This window comes from Kineosporia corallincola (assembly GCF_018499875.1).
In the GTDB taxonomy this organism is placed as follows: Bacteria; Actinomycetota; Actinomycetes; order Actinomycetales; family Kineosporiaceae; genus Kineosporia; species Kineosporia corallincola.
The window spans coordinates 236,416-257,343 of record NZ_JAHBAY010000003.1; the positions used below are offsets into that span (position 1 = coordinate 236,416).

Here is a 20,928-nt window from a genome sequence, read left to right on the forward strand (position 1 = left end):
CGGATCAGGTGCCGGAGTCGCTCGTCATCACACCGACGTCGCGCGCCAGGCCGGGCTTGAGGCCGGGCGAGGGAAGACGGATGCGCCGGGCGCGCGACACCCGGCCCTGGGTGCCCGGGCCCGGGGTCTTCGGGCGGATCAGCCGGATGAACTCGTCGCGTTCCTCCACGCTGACGTACAGAGTGGTGAGCGGCACCCGCGCCCCGAGCACCCGGGCGTGCACCCCGACGCCCAGGCGGATCCGGGCCAGGTCGCGGCGCGAGCCGTTGACCAGCCAGGTGCCCCGCCAGCCGTGCACGCCGACGCTGAGCACCTCGCGGTCGTCGGGCTCGGCCGAGGCGATCGCGTGCCGTGGCACGGTGGCCTGGAACGCCCAGCCCAGCCGGACCTGCACGGCGTCTTCCGTCACCAGGACACCACTGAACCGGGGCCCGCACCCGAGCCCGCCCAGCAGCCGGCGCATGCCCGGCGAGTAGGCGATCCGGAACTCCCTCTCGGCCATCTCCATCACCTCTGCGTCCGACATTACGGCGGGCGGGCGGTCCTGGCGAGACATCCGCCACGCATCACCCGGAGTTCAGCCGGGGTTCAGCGGGTCCAGCTGGATCCGGGTGGCCCCGGGTTCACGCCGTGAGCTGCGGATCGCCGCCGCCTCATGCAGGGCCCGGGCCAGGACGGCCAGATCTTTCCGGGACGCCCGCAACAACACCCGCACCTGGGTCTCGTCGATCTCCTCGGCTTCCTTGACCGGTTCTTCGAGGCCCGAAAGGGCAGCGGTGCGGGGCAACCGGCGACGCGGTTCGCGCGGTTTCGGCGGGGGTTCCGCCGCCGGGGTGGCGACCAGCACCTCGGTGGGCCCCAGCGTCTGTGTGCCCTCGGGCAGCCGGGCGATGCGCACCAGCGAGTTCACAGCGGTGGCTGTGCCGGTCACGTCGGCCATCACCACCGCGGGCGGGAAGCCCAGCTCGGCGCGCTCGTCGAACTCCCGGTCGGCCTGGCTGCCCGGGTCGACACGGATCAGCGCCTGCACCGCCGGAACCTGCGGATCGGCGCTGACGATCACCGCTCCCCCGGCGGCCGAGGGCCGCACCAGAGCCGCCGCGCCCAGCCAGCGCCGCAGCGCGTCCTCGCTCGCCCGCAGGTCGGGCCGCTCCAGCAGACGGCCGGCGTCGAGCAGCACGGCCGCCGCGTAACCGCCCTCGACCACCGGCTCGATGCCCGGGGTGGACACCACCAGGGCGTTCGGCGGCACGTGCGGCGTGGGCCCGTCGGCCTGCGGCACCACCACCGCGGCGCCGGCGAAGGCCTGGCCGAGTTCCTCGGCGGTGCGCCCGACCCCGACCGTGGTGGCGCGCAGCCGCCGGCCCTGGCAGTTCTGGCAGCGCCAGGCCGCGGCCACCCGGCCGCACCACCGGCACTCCGGCAGGCTCGCCTGGTCTTTCGGCACGGAGCGGGGCAGCCCGACCGGCCCGTGGCAGTGCTCGCAGCGGGCCGGGTGACGGCAGTCCTGGCAGGCCAGGCCGGGCAGGTAGCCGGCCCGGGGCACCTGCACCAGCACCGGGCCGCGCTTCAGCCCGTCGCTGATCGCGCGCCAGGCCGGGCCGGGCAGGCGACCGTGGGCCGACGGGTCGTCGCGACCCCCCACCGCGGTGGCGGCCACCTGGATGCGGGGCCAGGCGTCGCGCACCACCCGGCGGTCCGCGACCACCGGCCGGGCCCAGCCGGTGCGCAGCCAGCCCGCGCACTCCACCGACCGCGACCAGGAACCGGCGATCAGCGCGGCCCCCTCCAGCCCGGCGCGCACGGCCAGCACCTCGCGGGCGTGCGGGTACGGGGCGCGGGGCTCGGAGTGCATCTCGTCGCCGTCGTCCCAGATGACCACCAGGCCCAGGTCGTGCACCGGGGCGAAGGCGGTGGCCCGGGTGCCGATCGCCACCTTCACGTCGCCCCGGGAAAGCGCCAGAAAGTTGCGATAGCGGGTGGTCGGGCCGAGATCGGCCTCCAGCCGGGCGTGCCGCCCCTGCCCCAGCCTGCGGGTGAGCACCCGGTCGAGGGCGTCCACGTCACGCTTGTCGGGCAGCACCACCAGCGATCCGCGCCCGGCCCGCAGAGCGGCGGCGATCGTGGCGGCCAGGTCGTCGCACCAGGCCGGGCCGGGCAGGGCGGTCCACACCGCGCGGGGGGCGTCGCCGGCGGCGATCCGGGCGAGCAGGGCGGGACCGGCGCGGTATTGCTCCCAGCCTGTTATCGGGATGGGTGAGACCACCGCCCCGTCCACGGGACCGTCCTCCTGCCCGAAGGGCGGCAGGGGCTCGGGGCGGGGTGCCTGCTCCACCCGGGCGTGCCGGGGCGGGACCGCCAGGCGCAGCACGTCGGTGAGGTTGCCCGCGTACCGCTCGGCCACCACCCGGCACAGCCGCAGCACCGCCGGGGTCAGCACCCGCTCCGGCGACACCACCCGCCGCAACGGCGCCAGCCGGCCCTGGTGGTCCGAGGCCTCCACCCGCTCCAGCAGGTATCCCTCGACGTCCTGCCCGCCGAACCGCACCCGCACCCGCACCCCGGGCTGCGCGGCGGCCGACATCGGCTCGGGCACCAGGTAGTCGAAGACCCGGTCGAGGTGGGGCAACGGCACGTCGACGGTGACGCGGGCGACCGGTAGCTCGGCCGCCGCCGGCGCGGGGGGTTTGGGCTTGCGGCCCCGGGTGGCGGCCCGGAGCAGTTCCAGCTGGTCGCCGTCGGTGCTCATGATGAACTCAACCTAAAGCACGCGCGGCCGTCACCGTTTCCGGTGACGGCCGCGCTGTGGAAAGTGCTCAGCTGTGGAGAACCACTCAGCCGATGACCGAGCGCAGGGCGTCGACCCGGTCGGTCTGCTCCCAGGTCATGCCCTCCAGATTGCGGCCGAAGTGCCCGTACGCCGCGGTCTGGTGGTACTTCGGCTTCAGCAGGTCCAGATCCCGGATGATCGCGGCCGGACGCAGGTCGAACACCTCACGGATCGCCGCGGTGATCCGGTCCACCGGAGCGGTCTCGGTACCGAACGTCTCCACGTACAGACCCACCGGCTGCGCCTTGCCGATCGCGTACGCGACCTGCACCTCGCACCGCCTGGCCAGCCCGGCCGCCACCACGTTCTTGGCCACCCACCGCATCGCGTACGCGGCCGAGCGGTCCACCTTCGACGGGTCCTTGCCACTGAACGCGCCACCACCGTGACGAGCGAAACCACCGTACGTGTCCACGATGATCTTGCGCCCGGTCAGGCCGGCGTCACCCATCGGGCCACCCACTTCGAACCGCCCGGTCGGGTTCACCAGCAACCGGTAGTCCGACGTGTCGATCTGCACCCGGTCCAGCACCGGCTTGATCACGTGGTCCACCACGTCCGGCTGGAGCAGGTTCTCCAGCGACACGTCGGCCGCGTGCTGGCTCGAGACCACCACCGTGTCGAGACGCACCGCCCGGTCACCGTCGTACGCGATCGTCACCTGTGTCTTACCGTCCGGACGCAGATACGGAACCTCACCCGACTTCCGCACCTCGGTCAGCCGCTCGGCCAGCCGGTGCGCCAGCCAGATCGGCAACGGCAGCAACTCGGGCGTGTCGTCGTTCGCGTAACCGAACATCAGACCCTGGTCACCGGCGCCCTGGAGATCCAGCGGGTCCGCACCCGCCTCGACCCGCGCCTCGTACGCCGTGTCGACACCCTGCGCGATGTCCGGCGACTGCGCACCGATCGACACCTCGACACCACAGGAGTTCCCGTCGAACCCCTTGGTCGAGGAGTCGTAACCGATGTCCAGGATCGTCTTGCGCACGATCGACGGGATGTCGGCATAAGCCTTGGTGGTCACCTCACCGGCGACATGCACCAGACCCGTGGTGACCATCGTCTCCACGGCGACCCGCGAGGTCGGGTCCTGCTCCAGCAGAGCATCGAGAACCGCGTCACTGATCTGGTCACAGATCTTGTCGGGGTGCCCCTCGGTGACGGACTCAGAGGTGAACAGACGATCGGACACGGCACTCCCGAGGGGTGATGACGAGGAATGATTGAGGAACGGAGTCAGCAGGCTCCCCCACAGCGACCTACTCTAACCATCCTGGTTGACAAGGGGCAGGACGGCGTCCCAGATCGCCTCGGCGACTCTCTCCTTGGAGCCGGGCGGTACCGGCGTGACGGTGCCGTCGGCCGCCAGCACGACGACCTCCGTGTCGTCCTTCCCGAACACCTTCCCGGCCGACACGTCGTTGAGCACCAGCAGGTCGCAGCCCTTGCGGGCGAGCTTGGCGGTGGCGTGCTCCAGTGCGGTGCCGGTGTCGTCGCCGGTCTCCGCGGCGAATCCCACCACCACCTGCCCGGGGCGGCGCGCGGCCACCAGGCCGGCCAGGATGTCGGGGTTGCGGACGAGCGTGACGACCGGCGCGTCCTCGTCGTCCACCGTTTTCTTGATCTTGTGCCTGGCCACCTCGGACGGCCGGAAGTCGGCCACCGCGGCGGCCATCACCACCACGTCGGCGTCCCGCACCGCTTCGGTCATCGCGTCGCGCATCTGGAGGGCGGTCTCGACGCGTACCAGGTCGGCTTCAGGCGGCGGGGCCACCTCGATCGACCCGGAGACCAACGTGACCTTCGCGCCCCGGTCGAGGGCTGCCCGGGCCAGCGCGACACCCTGCCGGCCCGAGGACCGGTTGCCGAGGAACCGCACCGGGTCGAGCGGTTCGCGGGTGCCGCCCGCCGAGATCACGACACGTCGGCCGGCCAGAACTGAGGACGACGAGGAGCCCGCGCCCGGCACGCCGTGCGCCGGGCGGTCGCCCGGCCGGGCCTCGGGGTGCCGGACGGCGACAGGCTGTGCGGAGGCCGCCGGGAGCAGGGCCACCGCCGCGGTGAAGAGTTGTTCCGGCTCGGGCAGCCGGCCCGGGCCGGTGTCGGCGCCGGTCAGCCGGCCGCTGGCGGGATCGACCACGTGGACGCCGCGCTCACGCAGAGTGGCGACATTGGCGACGGTGGCCGGATGCGTCCACATCTCGGTGTGCATCGCGGGTGCCAGCATCACCGGGCATCGCGCGGTGAGCAGCACGTTGGTGAGCAGGTCGTCAGCCAGGCCGTGAGCGGCCCGGGCGAGCAGGTCCGCGGTTGCCGGCACCACCACGACCAGGTCGGCCTGCTGGCCGATCCGGACGTGCGGCACCTCGTCCACGTCGTCCCAGACCGAGGTCGAGACCGGGTGCCCGGACAGGGCCGCCCAGGTCGGCGCGCCGACGAAGTTCAGCGCGGCCTGGGTCGGAACCACCCGGACATCATGCCCTGCCTCTTTGAACAGGCGCAGAAGGAGACACGCCTTGTAGGCGGCGATGCCGCCACCGACGCCCAGGACGATGCGGCGGCCCATCACTGCCTTTCGGAACGCTGGTCAGTCGTGCTTCTCGGCGGTCAGCAGACCTTCGTTGATCTCGCGCATGGCGACCGAGAGCGGCTTCTCCTGCACGTGGGTCTCGACCAGCGGGCCGACGTACTCCAGCAGGCCCTCGCCCAGCTGGGAGTAGTACGCGTTGATCTGCCGCGCGCGCTTGGCCGCGAAGATCACCAGCGAGTACTTGGAATCCACCGTCGACAGCAGGTCGTCGATCGGCGGGTTGGTGATGCCTTCGGGGTTGGCAACAGTTCCGGACACACAAACTCCAGGCGTAGATGGTGCGTAAAGCTCAGCACACGGACGGGCCACAGGCGAATTCTCCGCCGCGACCGAAGGCTTTCAGTGGTGCGAGTCGACCCGCTTGGTAGGGGTCAGACCCATCCATGATACGAGCTCGTCAGTGGCCCGCGTGACATCGTCGTTCACGATGCTGATGTCGAACTCGGCCTCGGCGGCCATCTCGACCTCCGCGGTGCGGAGCCTACGCTCCCGCTCCTCACTGTCCTCGGTACCACGCCCGACCAGCCGGCGGACCAGTTCGTCCAGGCTGGGCGGCTTGAGGAAGACGAAGAACGCGCCCGGCATGTTCTGCCGGACCTGCCGTGCGCCTTGCAGGTCGATCTCCAGCAAGGCCGGACGGCCCTGCGCCAGAACCGCCTCGACCGCGGCGCGCGGGGTGCCGTACCGGTGCCGGCCGTGCACCACCGCCCACTCCAGCAACTGGCCTGCTTCAGCCAGCTTGTCGAACTCGGCGTCATCCACGAAGTAGTAGTGGACGCCTTCTTGCTCACCCGGCCGAGGAGGCCGGGTGGTGACCGAGACGGAGAGCCAGATCTGCTCGTAGCGGCGGCGGATATCAGCCGCGACCGTACCCTTCCCCACCGCTGTCGGCCCTGCCAGCACCGTCAGCCGTCCTGGCCGAACCACCCCGCCCCCCGACGGGTCTCCGAGCTCCGTCCCGATCACCTCTTACTCAGCTCCCGAAGCGCTTGACCAGCGCAGCGATCTGGTTGGAGCCGAGGCCACGCACACGCCGGGACTCGGAGATGCCAATCTCTTCCATGATCTGACGGGCACGCACCTTGCCCACGCCGGGCAGGGCCTCGAGAAGCGCCGACACCTTCATCTTGCCGATCACCTCGTTCTCCTGCCCCTCTTTGATCACTTCCCCGAGAGAGCCCTGCGAGTACTTGAGCCTGTTCTTGATCTCGGCACGCGCACGCCGAGCCTCGGCCGCCTTCACCAGGGCGGCGGCCCGCTGCTCGGGAGTCAGGGGGGGCAGAGCCACTTGAGTCACCTCAGTTGTTCGTCGAACTCAGTAGGTAGTTGAGCGGTACCGGAGCAATTCCGGCCGTCCAGCCGATCATCCTTAGCCGATCGGCGCAGGCAGACCGTGAAATCTGGTCCGAACCTAGCGAGTCGGTATCCCGGAGGGCAACGCGGGGGGCCGTGTCGCCACGCACCTGCCCCTGAGCCGTTCCGTTCGCCCGACCTGCCAGCTTCCAGCCGTGTTCCGGTCGCCACGACGTTCCGATCGCAGCTGATCGGAGCGCCGTCGAGAGCCGACACTAACGGCTAATCCAGACATACTGGTATTCATGTCCTCCGGGACGCGCCGTGAAACCGACATCGGTCGATGTTTAGGGCCATTCCGGAGCGTGCCGAAGCGCTGATCCTGCCACGGGGTGTCAACGCCCCTGCACCCGGTGTCCCTGACGCACGTCCGCCGAGGGTACTCGCGGGCATCCCGCACACGTTCCCGCCGGCCCGGCCGGTCGTGGCGGCCACCGGAGGACGACGCACGACCGCAGACGGACCCGACGCCGGAAACAGCATCCGGCAGCTCTCCGGCACCTGCTGACGGCGTCCCGACGGCGTCCTGAAGTGCTCCGACAGGGCTCCGAAAGCGCTCCGACAAGGCTCCGGCGGGGCTCCGACAAGGCTCCGGCGGCCCCTGACGGTGCCAGGCAGGCCCGGAGCGGGCCTGTGCGGCCCGTGAGGCGCGCCGGAAGCGCCTCTTCGGGACGAGAGGCTGGTCAGGAGCGGTTTGACGACGAGAGAGGCGCTGGCCGGATCAGGCGTGGCGGCGGGGAACCCGGCGAAGGCCACGCGGCGCCTCTTCCGGCACCCTTCCGGCGTGGCGACGCCACACGCATCCGATCCCCGGTGTCTCAAGACCCGGACACGGATTCACAGGCTCTTCACAGGCCGGACGCCTGCCGAACGACTCCCGGGCATGGTCCGGGCACCTGTTCGGTGCCCGGACCATGCCCGGGAGGGACGTGCGGGGGGATCAGGCCGGAGTCGCGGTGGCCATCGTGATGGCGTGCTCGGCCAGCGTCACCAGCAGCTCCTTGCAGGAGTCGCGCTGGCGTACGTCGGCCATCACCACCGGGACCCGGTGGTCGAGGTCGAGGGCCTCACGGACCTCGTCGGGCAGGTAGCCGGCGTCACCGTCGAAACAGTTCACGCCGATGACGAACGGGATGCCGCGACGCTCGAAGAAGTCGACGGCCGGGAAGCAGCTCTCCAGCCGGCGGGTGTCGGCCAGCACGACGGCGCCGATCGCGCCCTCGGCCAGCTCGTCCCACATGAACCAGAAACGGTCCTGGCCGGGGGTGCCGAACAGGTAGAGCACCAGCTCCGGGCTGATCGTGATCCGGCCGAAGTCGAGCGCGACCGTGGTGGTCTTCTTCTGCTCGACCCCGGACAGGTCGTCGACCCCGCGGCTGACCTCGGTGATCAGCTCCTCGGTGCGCAGCGGCGGGATCTCGCTGATCGTGCCCACCATGGTGGTCTTCCCGACTCCGAAGCCACCCGCGATGAGCAGCTTCACCGCCGTCGCGCGTACCCCGGGCCGCTGGTTCGGGTCAGAGTCGGCGTATGCCATTAATAACCGCCTGAAGGACGTTGATGTCGGGGGTGACCGCCGACCGGAACATGAGCAACTGCCGGTCGATCAGGTCACCGATGAGGATCTTCACGACGCTGAGCGGCAGGCCCAGATCGGCAGACACCTCGGCGATGGACTTGGGGTGCTGGCACATGGTGACGATCTGGAGCCCTTCGGGCTCCAGCTGGTCGGCCAGCTGGGGAGTCACCCGTTGCAGGGCGACCACCAGCGTGATCATCGCGAGATCGCGTTGCTTGCTGGTGGTGCGCCCGCGGGTCAGTGCGTACGGGCGGACCAGAGGCCCGGCCTCCTCGTCGAACCAGTGCTGATCCGCCGGGGTCACCTCGGCCCGACCCCTGGGGCCTCCTCGGCCCGCGGCTGCGAGCTGAGGTAGGTACCGACCTGCTTGACCAGCAGGTTCATTTCGTACGCCACCATGCCCATGTCGGCATTCACGTCGGCCAGGAGCGCGAGACACGCACCCTGACCGGCCGCGGTGACGACCAGGAAGTAGTTGTCCATCTCGACCACGGTCTGCCGGACACCGCCGCCACCGAAGTGACGTCCGGTGCCTCTGGCCAGGCTCTGGAAGCCGGAGGCCACCGCGGCCAGGTGCTCGCCGTCGTCACGGGTGAGGTTGCTGGACCGGCCGATGAGCAGGCCGTCGGACGAGAGAACGATCGCCCGGTCCGCGCCCGGCAGACGGCGGAGCAGATCCTCCACCAGCCAGTCCAGGCCACCCATCGCGCTGTTCTGCGTCATCTCGCCTTCCAGTCAGTGGTTCGCGGGAACAGTGTTCTCGCCTCTTCTCTTTTCGCTGCCTTTGCTGCCCGGCCGGATCGGTGGTGGTCAGGCGCCACCGTTGGGGCGCTCCGTCCGGCCTCGCTGGGTACCACGCTGGAACGCCGCCATCCGGCTGCGCGCCGCCTCCGGGTCGATCGGCCCGGTGGGCTCACCGGACTCGGGTGCGCCCGGCACACCCGGCACCGGCTGGTTCTTCAGCCGGTCGGACAGGTGCGCCTGCCGGGTCCGGCGGGGCAGTTCGGGACGCCCGCCACCACCCGAGCGCGGGGCCGGGGCCGAGGGGCCCGCGGTGCCGTTGGGCGCACCGGCCAGGCCGGTCACGCCGGCGCCGGCACCACCACCGGCACCGCGCAGGCCGGCCGGCGGCGTCGGGGCGCCCTTGGCCGGCGCGAAGCCCGGCGCGATGTTCTGCGGCGCGCCCGGGGTGCGCATCGGCAGGCTCGCCGTGCCCGGGGCGACCGCGGGAACCGGGGCTCCCCCGCCGCGCGAGGCCAGGTAGTCGGCGCGGGCCTGCGGGTTCACCGTCGGGCCGGGCTCGCCGGCCCGGGAGGCCTGCGGCGCGGAGGGCTGACCGGGACCGGACGGCCGGCCACGCAGCGGCGTGGGCGGCACCGGCTCGGAACCCCTGGAGTCGGAACGGGAGTCGGGACGGGAGTCGCTGCGGGACTCGGTGCGCGAGGCACCGCCCCGCGGCTCCCGCCGGCCCAGCCGGTCCATCGGGCCGGTCGCGGTGCGCGGCTCGGACGGCGCCACGGACAGCGCGGGGGCGCCGTTGCGGCGGTCCGGCGACGCGGGCTGGTCGGACGAGGGGATGACGGTGATCTCACCGGTCATCTCCCCGGTGATCGCCATCCGCTCGTGCAGCGACCGGGAGCCCGGGCCGACCGCGGCGTCGGCCGGCTCGGTGCCGTCCAGCGCCAGGGCCGGCTGCGCGCCGGTCAGGCTGCTGCCGCTGGCGTCGAACAGGTCGGCCGGGATCAGCACGACGGCCTTGGTGCCGCCGTAGGCCGGCGACGGGGTCAGGGTGACCCGGATGTTCTGGCCCGCGGCCAGCTGGGCGACCACGAACATGCCCAGGCGCGGCTCCTCGCGCAGGGTCAGCGCGTGGAAGTCGGGGGCCGTCTTCAGCATCTCGTTGAGCTCGGTCAGCTTGTCGGCCGGGATGCCCAGGCCCTGGTCCTCGATCTCCAGCACCAGGCCCTTGCCGACCAGGTTGCCCCGGACCTCGACCTTGGACATCGGCGGGGAGAACGAGGTGGCGTTGTCGACCAGCTCGGCGAGCAGGTGGATGACGTCGGCGACTGCACCACCGTTGATCGACAGCCGGGGCAGGCGGCCGATCGACACCCGGGCGTAGTCCTGCGCCTCGGAGATCGACGAGCGGACCACCTGGAGCAGGTCGACCGAGTTGCGCCAGCGACGGCCGGGCTGACCGCCGCCGAGGATGACCAGGTTCTCGGCGTTGCGGCGGGCGCGGGTGGCCAGGTGGTCGAGCTCGAACAGCAGCTCGATCTGCTCCGGGTCCTCCTCGTAACGCTCGGCCTTCTCCAGCACGCCCAGCTGTCGGTGCACGATCACCTGGCTGCGGTAGGCGATGTTCAGGAAGACCTCGCGCAGGCCGGCCCGGGTCTCGGCCTCCTGCACGGCCGCGGTGACGGCGACGTCCTGCGCGTGGTTGAACGCGTCGGCCACCTCACCGATCTCGTCCCGGCCGAAGTTCAGCTTCGGCATCTGCCGGGTCTCCTCGTCCACCTCACCGGTGCGCAGGCCGGAGACCAGGGCAGGCAGACGGTTGTTGGCCAGGTCCAGCGAGCCGTCCCGCAGACCGCGCAGACGCGAGGCCAGGCGGTTGGACTCACGGGTGGTGATGACGAAGACCGCGATGCCGAAGAGCAGGGCCGCCGCACCGCCGTAGACCGCGTAGTTCACCTCGGACTGGGCCGCGTCGACGGCCAGCGAGGAGGAGTAGTCCAGGTGCAGCAGGGCGAAGTCGGTCAGCGACTGGGTGAGCTCGTCGTTGGCCGTCTCCCAGGCGGAGGACGCGATCGGCAGCTCGGCGTGCAGGTTGCCGTTGTTCAGCTGGGCCCGGGTGGGCTTCTCGTCGGACAGCGCGAGCGAGCCGGTGGGCAGGCTGCTGGCGTCGGTCGCCGAGTTGTCGGCGCCCGCCGAGCTGTCGTTCGTGGTGCCGCTGCTCGTGGCGCTGCCGTTGGCGAGCGCCCGCTTCTCCTTCAGCGTGAGCGCGTCGGCCTCCAGCACGGCCTGCTCGACCTTGGCCTGCTGACGCCAGGCGTCGCTGTCGGTGATCTCCTTGAGCCGGGCCTGCTCGTCGGCCGGCAGCGACTCGCCGATCGACTCCAGCTCGGCGCGGTAGGTGCCGCCGGTCTTGACGAAGGCCTGGTACTCGTCGGCCGTCAGGCCCTCGTTCGAGAACGCCACGTAGGCCAGGCCGTTGCCGGCGGCCAGCGAGCGGATGGTCTCGATCAGGTCGGCCGCGGAACGTTCCTCCACCGAGGCGTTACCGTTCGGGGCCACCCGGGCCAGGGCCCGCACGGTGTCGGCGATCTGGCTGATCATGCTGCCCCAGAACTCGGTGGCGTCGAGCACCGAGGCCTGTTTGCTGTCGATCTGCTCGCGCACCGTGGCCATCTGCCCGAGCCGCGCGGCGAATTCGGCGAACACCGGGTCGAGCTCCGGGGGCGCACTGTCGGCCAGTGATCCGGCGTCGGCCTGGATCGTGGCGAGGGCCTGGTCGGTGCGTGCCCGCTGGGCGTCGAGCCGGGTCTTGTTCTCGGACGAGTCGTCCGCCAGGTAGGCCGCGCTGAGCAGGAGCTCGCGCCGGGCCTCCGGGATGAACGACTGGGACGACCCGAGACTGTCTTTCACGACGCTGTTGGCGCCGCGCAGGTCCCAGGCGTTGAAGGCCAGGATTCCGGCAAGGGTTACACCGATCACCAGCAGCGACAGGCTGGGGACCCAGCCGATCATCAGAATGCGGGATCGGATCGACCGGCCACCCAGTCGCTTTCGGGGACCGCTGGCCTTCGGAGCCATCGAGACGGCATTCCTTCCCGAACCCCGGGACCCGAAGGCTACGGGCCACACCCCCCGCCGGCGGGCGGGTGACGATGACAAGCGGCGCCGGGCAAAACGATCACCCAGCGTGCATCTTCGCTCGCTTGACGTCGGGCAGTGACGGTTTCCTGGAGGTCCGGGGCCGCTTGAACGTTTCCGGAGCTAATGACAGTGCGGGATCACAGAGGCACTCCCGTTGCGCCACATCCGATTTGGCACGGATGTGACACTCAGGGGTGCAAGGTAAGCACTGATCGCTTATGGGAGTCAAGTGACGATAACCATGGGTGAAAACACCAATACTCACCTGATGCCCCGGCCTATTTCAGACATGTGTCAATCATCGGCCGGGCCCACGAAAAAGCCCGGCCGCCGGAAGAAATCCGGCGACCGGGCGTTTCCGCGCGATCACGCTACGAGCGCTGCCAGAAATGGCACGAGCTCACGATCCGAGAGCGGAGCTCACCGCCTCCAGGGTGCGCGAGGCAGCCTCACGCAGACCCGCGACGGTGGGCCCGGCCCCCAGCACCTCACGCGAGGAGTTCGGGAGCACCTGCCCGAGCGCCGGACCGAAGACCGCCTTCAGGTCGTCGGCCGTCGCCCCCTGGGCACCGATGCCGGGCGCCAGGATCGGGCCGTTCAGGGCCGAGAGGTCGTGCTCACGGCCGACCCCGGTCACGGTCGCGCCGACCACCACGCCGACCGAGCCGAGCGGCTGCGCCCCGGCGTTCTCGGCCGCCACCGCGTCGATCACGGTCTGCGCCACGGTGCGCCCGTCGCCGTTCACCGCGTGCTGCACCTGCCCGCCCTCCGGGTTGGAGGTCAGGGCCAGCACGAACACGCCCCGGCCGGTCCGCGCCGCCAGGTCGAGAAGCGGCCGCAGCGAACCGAATCCGAGGAACGGCGAGACGGTCACCGCGTCACCGGCGAGCGGGGACGCGGCGCCCGCGAAGGCGTCCGCGTAGGCGGCCATGGTCGAGCCGATGTCGCCGCGCTTGGCGTCGACGATGCTCAGCGCACCGCCCTCGCGGATGCCGGCGACGGCCTTCTCCAGCACCGCCACCCCGGCCGAGCCGAACCGCTCGAAGAACGCGGCCTGCGGCTTGATCACCGCGACCTGTCCGGCCAGGGCCTCCACCGTGGTCAGCGTGAAGCGCTCGAGCCCGGCGACGTCGTCGTCCAGGCCCCACTTCGCCAGCAGAGCCGGGTGCGGGTCGATGCCGACGCAGAGCGGCCCGCGCGCGCTCGTCGTCGTCCTCAGGCGGTTGCCGAAAGACTCGGCGGACAGGGCGTTCACAGCGTCTGTTCCGCCCTGAGCCCACCCAGCCGGGCCGCGTGCTCCTGGAGCGAGGCCACCCGGACCGGCTCGTTGCGCGCGGCCTCGATCGCCTGCACGGCGGCCGAGAACTGCTGGATGGTGGTGATGATCGGCTTGTCCACGGCGGTGGTGGTGGCCCGGATCTCGTAACCGTCCATCCGCGCGGCCGGCCCGGACGGGGTGTTGACCACCATGTCCACCTCGCCGGCGGCGATCATGTCGACGATCGTCGGCTCGCCGCCCTCACTGCCCTCGCTGCCCGAACCCGCGCGGCCGCTGCCCAGCTTGCGCACCCGGGTGGAGGCGATCCCGTTGCGCCGCAGCACGTCCGCGGTGCCGTCGGTGGCCAGCACCGTGAAGCCGAGGTCGACGAGCCGCTTGACCGGGAAGATCAGCGCCCGCTTGTCCACGTCGGCGACCGACACGAACACCGTGCCGGTGTCGGGCAGCCCACCGAACGCAGCCGACTGCGACTTGGCGAAGGCGTGCGGGAAGTCGGTGTCGATGCCCATGACCTCACCGGTGGAGCGCATCTCCGGCGACAGCAGGGTGTCGACGATCTTGCCCTCGGCGGTGCGGAACCGCTTGAACGGCAGCACCGCCTCCTTCACCGACACCGGCGACTCGGCGGGCATCGTGCCGCCGTCGCCCTGCGCGGGCAGCATGCCCTCGGCGCGCAGGTCGGCGATCGAGGAGCCGAGCATGATCCGCGCCGCCGCCTTGGCCAGCGGCACCGCGGTCGCCTTGGACACGAACGGCGCCGTGCGGCTGGCCCGCGGGTTGGCCTCCAGCACGTAGAGGACGCCGGCGGCCAGCGCGAACTGCACGTTCAGCAGGCCCCGCACCCCCACGCCCTTCGCGATGGCGAAGGTGGACTCGCGCACCCGCTCGATGTCGCGCTGGCCCAGGGTGACCGGGGGCAGCACGCAGGCCGAGTCGCCGGAGTGGATGCCGGCCTCCTCGATGTGTTCCATCACGCCGCCGAGGTACATCTCCGACCCGTCGAACAGGGCGTCGACGTCGATCTCGATGGCGTCGTCGAGGAAGCGGTCGACCAGCACCGGGCGGCCCGGGCCGATCTCGGTGGCGCGCTCCAGGTAGTCGGCCAGCTGGGCCTCGTCGTAGACGATCTCCATGCCGCGTCCGCCCAGCACGTACGACGGGCGCACCAGCACCGGGTAGCCGATCTCGTCGGCGATCTGCTTGGCCCGCGGGAAGCTGATGGCGGTGCCGTGCTTCGGCGCGAGCAGGCCGGCGTCGGCCAGCACCTGGCCGAACTCGCCGCGGTCCTCGGCCAGGTCGATGGCCTCCGGGCTGGTGCCGACGATCGGCACCCCGTTGGCCTTCAGCGCGGCCGCCAGACCCAGCGGCGTCTGACCGCCGAGCTGCACGATCACACCGACGAGCTCACCGGAACGGCTCTCCGCGTGGACGATCTCGAGCACGTCCTCGAGGGTGAGCGGCTCGAAGTAGAGCCGGTCGGAGGTGTCGTAGTCGGTGGAGACCGTCTCCGGGTTGCAGTTGACCATGACGGTCTCGTACCCGGCATCGCGCAGCGCGAAAGAGGCGTGCACGCAGGAATAGTCGAACTCCACGCCCTGGCCGATCCGGTTCGGCCCGGAGCCCAGGATGATCACCTTGCGACGGGTGGACGGGGTGACCTCGTCCTCCTCGTCGTAGCTGGAGTAGTAGTACGGCGTGCTGGCGGCGAACTCGGCGGCGCAGGTGTCGACCGTCTTGTACACCGGGCGCACCCCGAGGGCGTGCCGCACCCCGCGCACCACGTCCTCGGCCATGCCGGACAGCGCGGCCAGCTGGGCGTCGGAGAAGCCGTGACGCTTGGCCTCACGCAGCAGGTCCGGGGTGAGGGCGTCGGCCGCCGCGATCTCGTCGGCGAGCTCCTGGATCAGCATCAGCTGGTCGAGGAACCACGGGTCGATCTTCGTCGCGTCGAACAGCTGCTCCACCGTGGCACCGGCCCGGATCGCCTGCTGCACCATGAGCAGCCGGTCCTCGGTGGGCACCGTGATCCGCTCCAGCAGCGGCGCCAGCTCGGGCACCTCGCCGTCCCAGTGGAACGCCGCGCCCTTCTTCTCCAGCGAGCGCAGCGCCTTCTGGAGGGCCTCGGTGAAGTTACGGCCGATCGCCATCGCCTCGCCGACCGACTTCATCGTGGTGGTCAGCGTCGGGTCGGCGGCCGGGAACTTCTCGAACGCGAACCGCGGCACCTTGACCACGACGTAGTCGAGCGTGGGCTCGAAGCTGGCCGGGGTCTTCTCGGTGATGTCGTTGGGGATCTCGTCGAGCGAGTAGCCCACGGCCAGCCGGGCGGCGATCTTGGCGATCGGGAAGCCGGTGGCCTTGGACGCCAGCGCGGACGAGCGCGACACCCGCGGGTTCATCTCGATCACGACGACGCGGCCGTCGGCCGGGTTCACCGCGAACTGGATATTGCAGCCACCGGTATCGACGCCGACCTCGCGGATCACCGCGATGCCGATGTCGCGCAGCCGCTGGTACTCGCGGTCGGTCAGGGTCAGGGCCGGGGCCACGGTGATCGAGTCACCGGTGTGCACGCCCATCGGGTCGAGGTTCTCGATCGAGCAGACCACCACGACGTTGTCGTTGTGGTCGCGCATCAGCTCGAGCTCGTACTCCTTCCACCCGATGATGGACTCCTCCAGGAGCACCTCGGTGGTGGGCGAGTAGTGCAGGCCGGCGCCGGCGATCCGCTCCAGGTCGTCGCGGTCGTAGGCGATGCCGGAGCCGAGGCCGCCCATGGTGAAGCTGGGCCGGACCACGACCGGGTAGCCGAGCTGCGTGGTGGCCTCCACGCAGTCGTCCATCGAGTGGCAGATGAAGCTGCGGGCCACGGTGGCGTCCAGGCCGTACTTCTCGCGCACGGTGTCGACGACGCCCTTGAACAGCTGCCGGTCCTCGCCCGCCTCGATGGCCGCGACGTTGGCGCCGATCAGCTCGACGTTGTACTTCTCCAGGATGCCGGCGGCGTTCAGGTCCATCGCGGCGTTCAGGGCGGTCTGCCCGCCCAGGGTGGCCAGCAGCGCGTCGGGGCGCTCCTTGGCGATGATCGCCTCGATCACCTCGGAGGTGATCGGCTCGACGTAGGTGGCGTCGGCGAACTCCGGGTCGGTCATGATCGTGGCCGGGTTGGAGTTCACCAGGATGACCCGCAGGCCCTCCTCGCGCAGCACCCGGCAGGCCTGGGTGCCGGAGTAGTCGAACTCGCAGGCCTGGCCGATGACGATCGGGCCGGAGCCGATGACGAGGACGCTGGAGAGATCAGTTCTTCTGGGCATCGGCGCTGTGCTCCCCCATCAGATCGGCGAAGCGGTCGAACAGGTAGCCGGCGTCGTGCGGTCCGGCTGCCGCCTCGGGGTGGTACTGCACCGAGAATGCAGGCCCGTCAACAAGATTGAGACCCTCGACGACGTCGTCGTTGAGGCAGACATGGCTCACCGCGGCCTGGCCGAACGGTGTGGCGAACGTGCCCTCGCGGGGCGCGTCCACGGCGAAGCCGTGGTTGTGGGCGGTCACCTCGACCTTGCCGGTGGTGCGGTCCATCACCGGCTGGTTGATGCCGCGGTGGCCGTAACCCAGCTTGTAGGTGCCCAGGTCGAGGGCCTCGCCGAAGAGCTGGTTGCCGAAGCAGATGCCGAAGAACGGGATCCGCCGCTCCAGCACCTCCTTCAGCAGCTCGATCTGCGGCAGCGCGGTGGCCGGGTCGCCCGGGCCGTTCGAGAAGAACACCCCGTCCGGGTTCGTGGCCAGCACGTCGTCCAGGCTCGCCAGGGCGGGCAGGACGTGCGTCTCGATACCGCGCTGGGCCATCCGCTGCGGCGTCATCGCCTTGATGCCCAGGTCGAGGGCGGCCACGGTGAACCGCTTCGCGCCCAGGGCGGGCATCACGTAGGCCTCGGCGGTGCTGACCTCGCCGGCCAGCGCCGCCCCGCTCATCTCCGGGGCCTGGCGCACCTGCTCCAGCAGCTCGGCGTCGGTCGCCAGGGCGTCGCCGGAGAAGATCCCGACCCGCATCGCGCCGCGCTCCCGCAGGTGACGCGTGATCGAGCGGGTGTCGACGTGCGAGATGCCGACGACTCCCTGCTCGGCCAGCTCGTCGGGCAGTTCCCGCTTCGCGCGCCAGTTCGAGGCGCGGCGGGCGGGGTCACGCACCACGTAGCCGGCCACCCAGATCTTCGAGGACTCCATGTCCTCGTCGTTCACGCCGGTGTTGCCGACGTGCGGGGCGGTCATCACCACCACCTGACGGTGGTACGACGGGTCGGTCAGGGTCTCCTGGTACCCGGTCATGCCGGTCGAGAACACCGCCTCGCCGACGGTGCGGCCGACGGCCCCGTAGGCGCGACCGCGCCAGGTAGTGCCGTCCTCGAGGACGAGGACCGCGGGGTCGTGAGTCACAGGGGCACCTCCACAAGAGCTTCGTTGAGGACGCCGTCCAGCACGGTCGCGCGTCCCGCGTACATGGTCGCCACGACGCGACCGTGCATCGTCCGGCCCCGGACCGGCGAGTTCCGGCCCATCGTGGCCTGGACGGCAGGATCGCACTCCCACCTGGCCGACGGGTCCACCAGGGTCAGATGGGCAGGTTCCCCGGCCCCGATCGGCCTACCCTGCGAGGCCAGGCGGCCGATCCGGGCGGGGGCCACCGACATCCGGTCCGCCACCTGCTCCCAGGTCAGCAGGCCGGTGTCGACCATCGCCTCCTGCACCACGCTCAGGGCGGTCTCCAGGCCGGTCATGCCCATCGACGCGACGCCCCACTCGCAGTCCTTGGCCTCCACCGGGTGCGGGGCGTGGTCGGTGGCCACGATGTCGATCGTGCCGTCGGCCAGGGCCTCGCGCACGGCCTGCACGTCGGCCGCGGTGCGCAGCGGCGGGTTCACCTTGTAGACCGGGTCGTAGCTGCGCACCAGCTCGTCGGTCAGCAGCAGGTGGTGCGGCGTGACCTCGGCGGTGACGTCGATGCCGCGGCCCTTGGCCCAGCGCAGGATCTCGACCGACCCGGCGGTGGACACGTGGCACACGTGCAGGCGGGAGCCGACGTGCCCGGCCAGCAGCACGTCACGGGCTATGATCGCCTCCTCGGCCACGGCCGGCCAGCCGGCCAGACCGAGTTCCGCGGACACCTCGCCCTCGTGCATCTGCGCGCCCTCGGTCAGGCGCGGCTCCTGGGCGTGCTGGGCGACCACACCGCCGAAGGCCTTCACGTACTCCAGGGCACGGCGCATCAGCACCGGGTCCCACACGCAGTGCCCGTCGTCGGAGAACACCCGCACGCCGGCCGCCGAGTCGGCCATCGCGCCGAGCTCGGCCAGGCGCTCACCGGCCAGCCCGACCGTGACGGCGCCCACCGGGCGCACGTCCACCCAGCCGTACTGCCGGCCCAGCCGCCAGACCTGCTCGACCACACCGGCGGTGTCGGCCACCGGGTCGGTGTTGGCCATCGCGTGCACGGCGGTCCAGCCACCCAGGGCGGCCGCACGGGTGCCGGTCTCGACCGTCTCCGCGTCCTCCCGCCCGGGCTCGCGCAGATGGGTGTGCAGGTCGACGAGGCCGGGCAGGGCGACCAGCCCGTCGGCGTCGATCACCGTGGCACCGGCGGCGGACGGCGACCCGGTCCCGGTCACCACGCCGTCTTCGACCAGGATGTCGGTCGCCGCTCCGCCGAGTGGGCGGGCGCCCTTGATCAGGTACTTCGCGCTCATCACGCGCCCTTTCCGTCGGCGTTGTCAGGCTGCCCGGAGAGCAGCAGGTACAGAACGGCCATGCGCACGGCGACCCCGTTGGCCACCTGCTCGACGATGGTCGAGCGCGGCGAGTCCGCCGCCTCCGCGGTGATCTCCAGGCCCCGGTTCATCGGGCCCGGATGCATCACCAGCGCGTGGTCGGGCAGCCGGTTCATCCGCCGGGCGTCCAGCCCGTAGCGGCGCGAGTACTCCCGGGCGCTGGGGAAGAACGCGGCGTTCATCCGCTCCCGCTGCACCCGCAGCATCATCACCGCGTCCAGGTCGCCGTGGCCGCCGTCGATCACGTCGTCCAGATCGTACGAGGTGGAACACGGCCAGTGACCGATCCCCACCGGTAGCAGTGTCGGCGGCGCGACCAGCACCACCTCGGCGCCCAGCGTGGTCAGCAGGCTGACGTTGGAGCGGGCGACCCGGCTGTGCAGCACGTCGCCGACGATCGCGACCCGCTTGCCCTTCAGGTCGGCGCCCAGCGGGTCGTCCAGCAGCCGCTGGCGCAGCGTGTAGGCGTCCAGCAGGGCCTGGGTGGGGTGCTCGTGGGTGCCGTCGCCGGCGTTCAGCACGGCACCGTCGATCCAGCCGGCGTGGGCCAGCCGGTGCGGGGCGCCGGAGACCGGGTGCCGGACGACGACCGCGTCGGCGCCCATCGCCTTCAGGGTCAGCGCGGTGTCTTTCAGGCTCTCGCCCTTGGACACGCTGGAACCCTTGGCCGAGAAGTTGATCACGTCGGCCGACAGCCGCTTGGCCGCCGTCTCGAACGAGATCCGGGTGCGGGTGGAGTCCTCGTAGAACAGGTTCACCACGGTGCGGCCGCGCAGCGTCGGCAGCTTCTTGATCTCGCGCTGCTGGGTGGCGGCCATCCGGCCGGCCACGTCGAGGATCTGGATGGCGTCGGCCTGGCCCAGGTCGGCGGTGGAGAGCAGGTGCCTCACTTGGCCACACCCCCGACGATGCCGACGGTGTCCTCGCCGCCGTCCACCTCGCTCAGCCGCACGCGCACCCGCTCCAGCGTGGAGGTGGGCAGGTTCTTGCCCACGTGGTCGGCGCGGATCGGCAGCTCCCGGTGGCCCCGGTCGACCAGCACGGCCAGCCGCACGGCGCGCGGGCGGCCCAGGTCGGACAGGGCGTCGAGAGCGGCGCGGATGGTGCGGCCGGAGTAGAGCACGTCGTCGACCAGCACCACGATCTTGTCGTCGATACCGCCCTCGGGCAGCTCGGTGGCGACGATCGACCGGAAGGCCTGATGCCGCAGGTCGTCGCGGTGCATGGTGACGTCGAGGGTGCCGACCGGGACCTCCGTGCCCTCGATCGAGGCGAGGCGGGCGGCCAGCCGGTGGGCCAGCGTCACACCGCGGGTGGGGATCCCCAGCAGGACCAGGTGCTCGGCGCCCTTGTTCCGCTCCAGCACCTCGTGGGCGATGCGGGAAAGGGCCCGGCCGATCTCCGCGGGCTCCAGGACCGCCCGGACAGGTTCTTGACCTGAGGGTGGCTCTTCCGGTGCGCTGGGTGAATTCATGGCAGGCGACAAGAGTCGACCTCCTTCTCCGCCTCACGGGACGGATCGTTAAAGGACTGGCCACCGACGGCGCCCAGAGGCGCGTTTCGGCTCCTGGAGGCTATCAGCCGGTGACCGGG

At 71.2% G+C, this 20,928-nt stretch carries 17 protein-coding genes; all 17 read right to left on the bottom strand.

All coding sequences use genetic code 11. From position 1 onward, the window contains the following. Positions 1-4: 4 nt before the first annotated feature. The 17 genes from KIH74_RS08285 to pyrR all read right to left on the bottom strand — a co-directional run bounded on the left by KIH74_RS08285 (position 5) and on the right by pyrR (position 20,809). Positions 5-502: a hypothetical protein gene (locus tag KIH74_RS08285; protein WP_214155219.1), complete on the bottom strand. Its 498-nt coding sequence runs from the start codon at positions 500-502 to the stop codon at positions 5-7. 75 nt (positions 503-577) lie between these two features. Next, positions 578-2,749: a primosomal protein N' gene (locus KIH74_RS08290; RefSeq protein WP_214155220.1), complete on the bottom strand. Its 2,172-nt coding sequence runs from the start codon at positions 2,747-2,749 to the stop codon at positions 578-580. Positions 2,750-2,834: 85 nt separating this feature from the next. Then, positions 2,835-4,025 carry a methionine adenosyltransferase gene (gene metK / locus KIH74_RS08295; protein WP_214155221.1) on the bottom strand — a complete coding sequence of 397 codons (1,191 nt, stop codon included), beginning with the start codon at positions 4,023-4,025 and terminating at the stop codon, positions 2,835-2,837. A 72-nt stretch (positions 4,026-4,097) separates the two neighbouring features. Next, positions 4,098-5,399 carry a bifunctional phosphopantothenoylcysteine decarboxylase/phosphopantothenate synthase gene (locus KIH74_RS08300; protein WP_214155222.1) on the bottom strand — a complete coding sequence of 434 codons (1,302 nt, stop codon included), beginning with the start codon at positions 5,397-5,399 and terminating at the stop codon, positions 4,098-4,100. Between the two features lie 21 nt (positions 5,400-5,420). Further along, positions 5,421-5,681 (bottom strand): DNA-directed RNA polymerase subunit omega, encoded by a 261-nt coding sequence (gene rpoZ / locus KIH74_RS08305; protein WP_214155223.1) that lies wholly within the window; start codon positions 5,679-5,681, stop codon positions 5,421-5,423. Positions 5,682-5,762: 81 nt separating this feature from the next. After that, positions 5,763-6,350: a guanylate kinase gene (gene gmk / locus KIH74_RS08310; protein ID WP_214155568.1), complete on the bottom strand. Its 588-nt coding sequence runs from the start codon at positions 6,348-6,350 to the stop codon at positions 5,763-5,765. A 46-nt stretch (positions 6,351-6,396) separates the two neighbouring features. Next, entirely contained in the window at positions 6,397-6,711 is a 315-nt protein-coding gene (gene mihF / locus KIH74_RS08315) for an integration host factor, actinobacterial type (protein WP_214155224.1), read from the bottom strand. Between the two features lie 1,005 nt (positions 6,712-7,716). Further along, a complete protein-coding gene (locus KIH74_RS08320) occupies positions 7,717-8,313 on the bottom strand; it encodes a GTP-binding protein (protein ID WP_214155225.1) in 597 nt (198 codons plus the stop codon). Beyond that, positions 8,294-8,659 (bottom strand): DUF742 domain-containing protein, encoded by a 366-nt coding sequence (locus KIH74_RS08325; protein WP_214155226.1) that lies wholly within the window; start codon positions 8,657-8,659, stop codon positions 8,294-8,296. Before KIH74_RS08325 ends, KIH74_RS08320 begins: the two co-directional genes overlap by 20 nt. After that, positions 8,656-9,078, bottom strand: coding sequence for a roadblock/LC7 domain-containing protein (locus tag KIH74_RS08330; protein WP_246571914.1), 423 nt, complete (start codon positions 9,076-9,078; stop codon positions 8,656-8,658). Before KIH74_RS08330 ends, KIH74_RS08325 begins: the two co-directional genes overlap by 4 nt. Before the next feature lie 87 nt (positions 9,079-9,165). After that, positions 9,166-12,105, bottom strand: coding sequence for a sensor histidine kinase (locus tag KIH74_RS08335; protein WP_214155227.1), 2,940 nt, complete (start codon positions 12,103-12,105; stop codon positions 9,166-9,168). 529 nt (positions 12,106-12,634) lie between these two features. Further along, the gene (gene pyrF, locus KIH74_RS08340) at positions 12,635-13,480 is read right to left on the bottom strand and encodes an orotidine-5'-phosphate decarboxylase (RefSeq protein ID WP_246572061.1); all 846 of its coding nucleotides are present in this window, start codon (positions 13,478-13,480) and stop codon (positions 12,635-12,637) included. 5 nt (positions 13,481-13,485) lie between these two features. After that, positions 13,486-16,827, bottom strand: coding sequence for a carbamoyl-phosphate synthase large subunit (gene carB / locus KIH74_RS08345; RefSeq protein ID WP_214155229.1), 3,342 nt, complete (start codon positions 16,825-16,827; stop codon positions 13,486-13,488). Further along, complete coding sequence (gene carA / locus KIH74_RS08350; RefSeq protein ID WP_214155230.1) at positions 16,811-17,947, bottom strand: glutamine-hydrolyzing carbamoyl-phosphate synthase small subunit; 1,137 nt, start codon at positions 17,945-17,947, stop codon at positions 16,811-16,813. The genes carB and carA overlap by 17 nt, the downstream gene beginning before the upstream one ends. Next, positions 17,944-19,254, bottom strand: a complete 1,311-nt coding sequence (locus tag KIH74_RS08355) for a dihydroorotase (RefSeq protein ID WP_214155231.1) — start codon at positions 19,252-19,254, stop codon at positions 17,944-17,946. Before KIH74_RS08355 ends, carA begins: the two co-directional genes overlap by 4 nt. Continuing rightward, positions 19,254-20,225, bottom strand: a complete 972-nt coding sequence (locus KIH74_RS08360) for an aspartate carbamoyltransferase catalytic subunit (protein ID WP_214155232.1) — start codon at positions 20,223-20,225, stop codon at positions 19,254-19,256. The genes KIH74_RS08355 and KIH74_RS08360 overlap by 1 nt, the downstream gene beginning before the upstream one ends. After that, entirely contained in the window at positions 20,222-20,809 is a 588-nt protein-coding gene (gene pyrR, locus KIH74_RS08365) for a bifunctional pyr operon transcriptional regulator/uracil phosphoribosyltransferase PyrR (protein WP_214155233.1), read from the bottom strand. Before pyrR ends, KIH74_RS08360 begins: the two co-directional genes overlap by 4 nt. Positions 20,810-20,928: the final 119 nt, after the last annotated feature.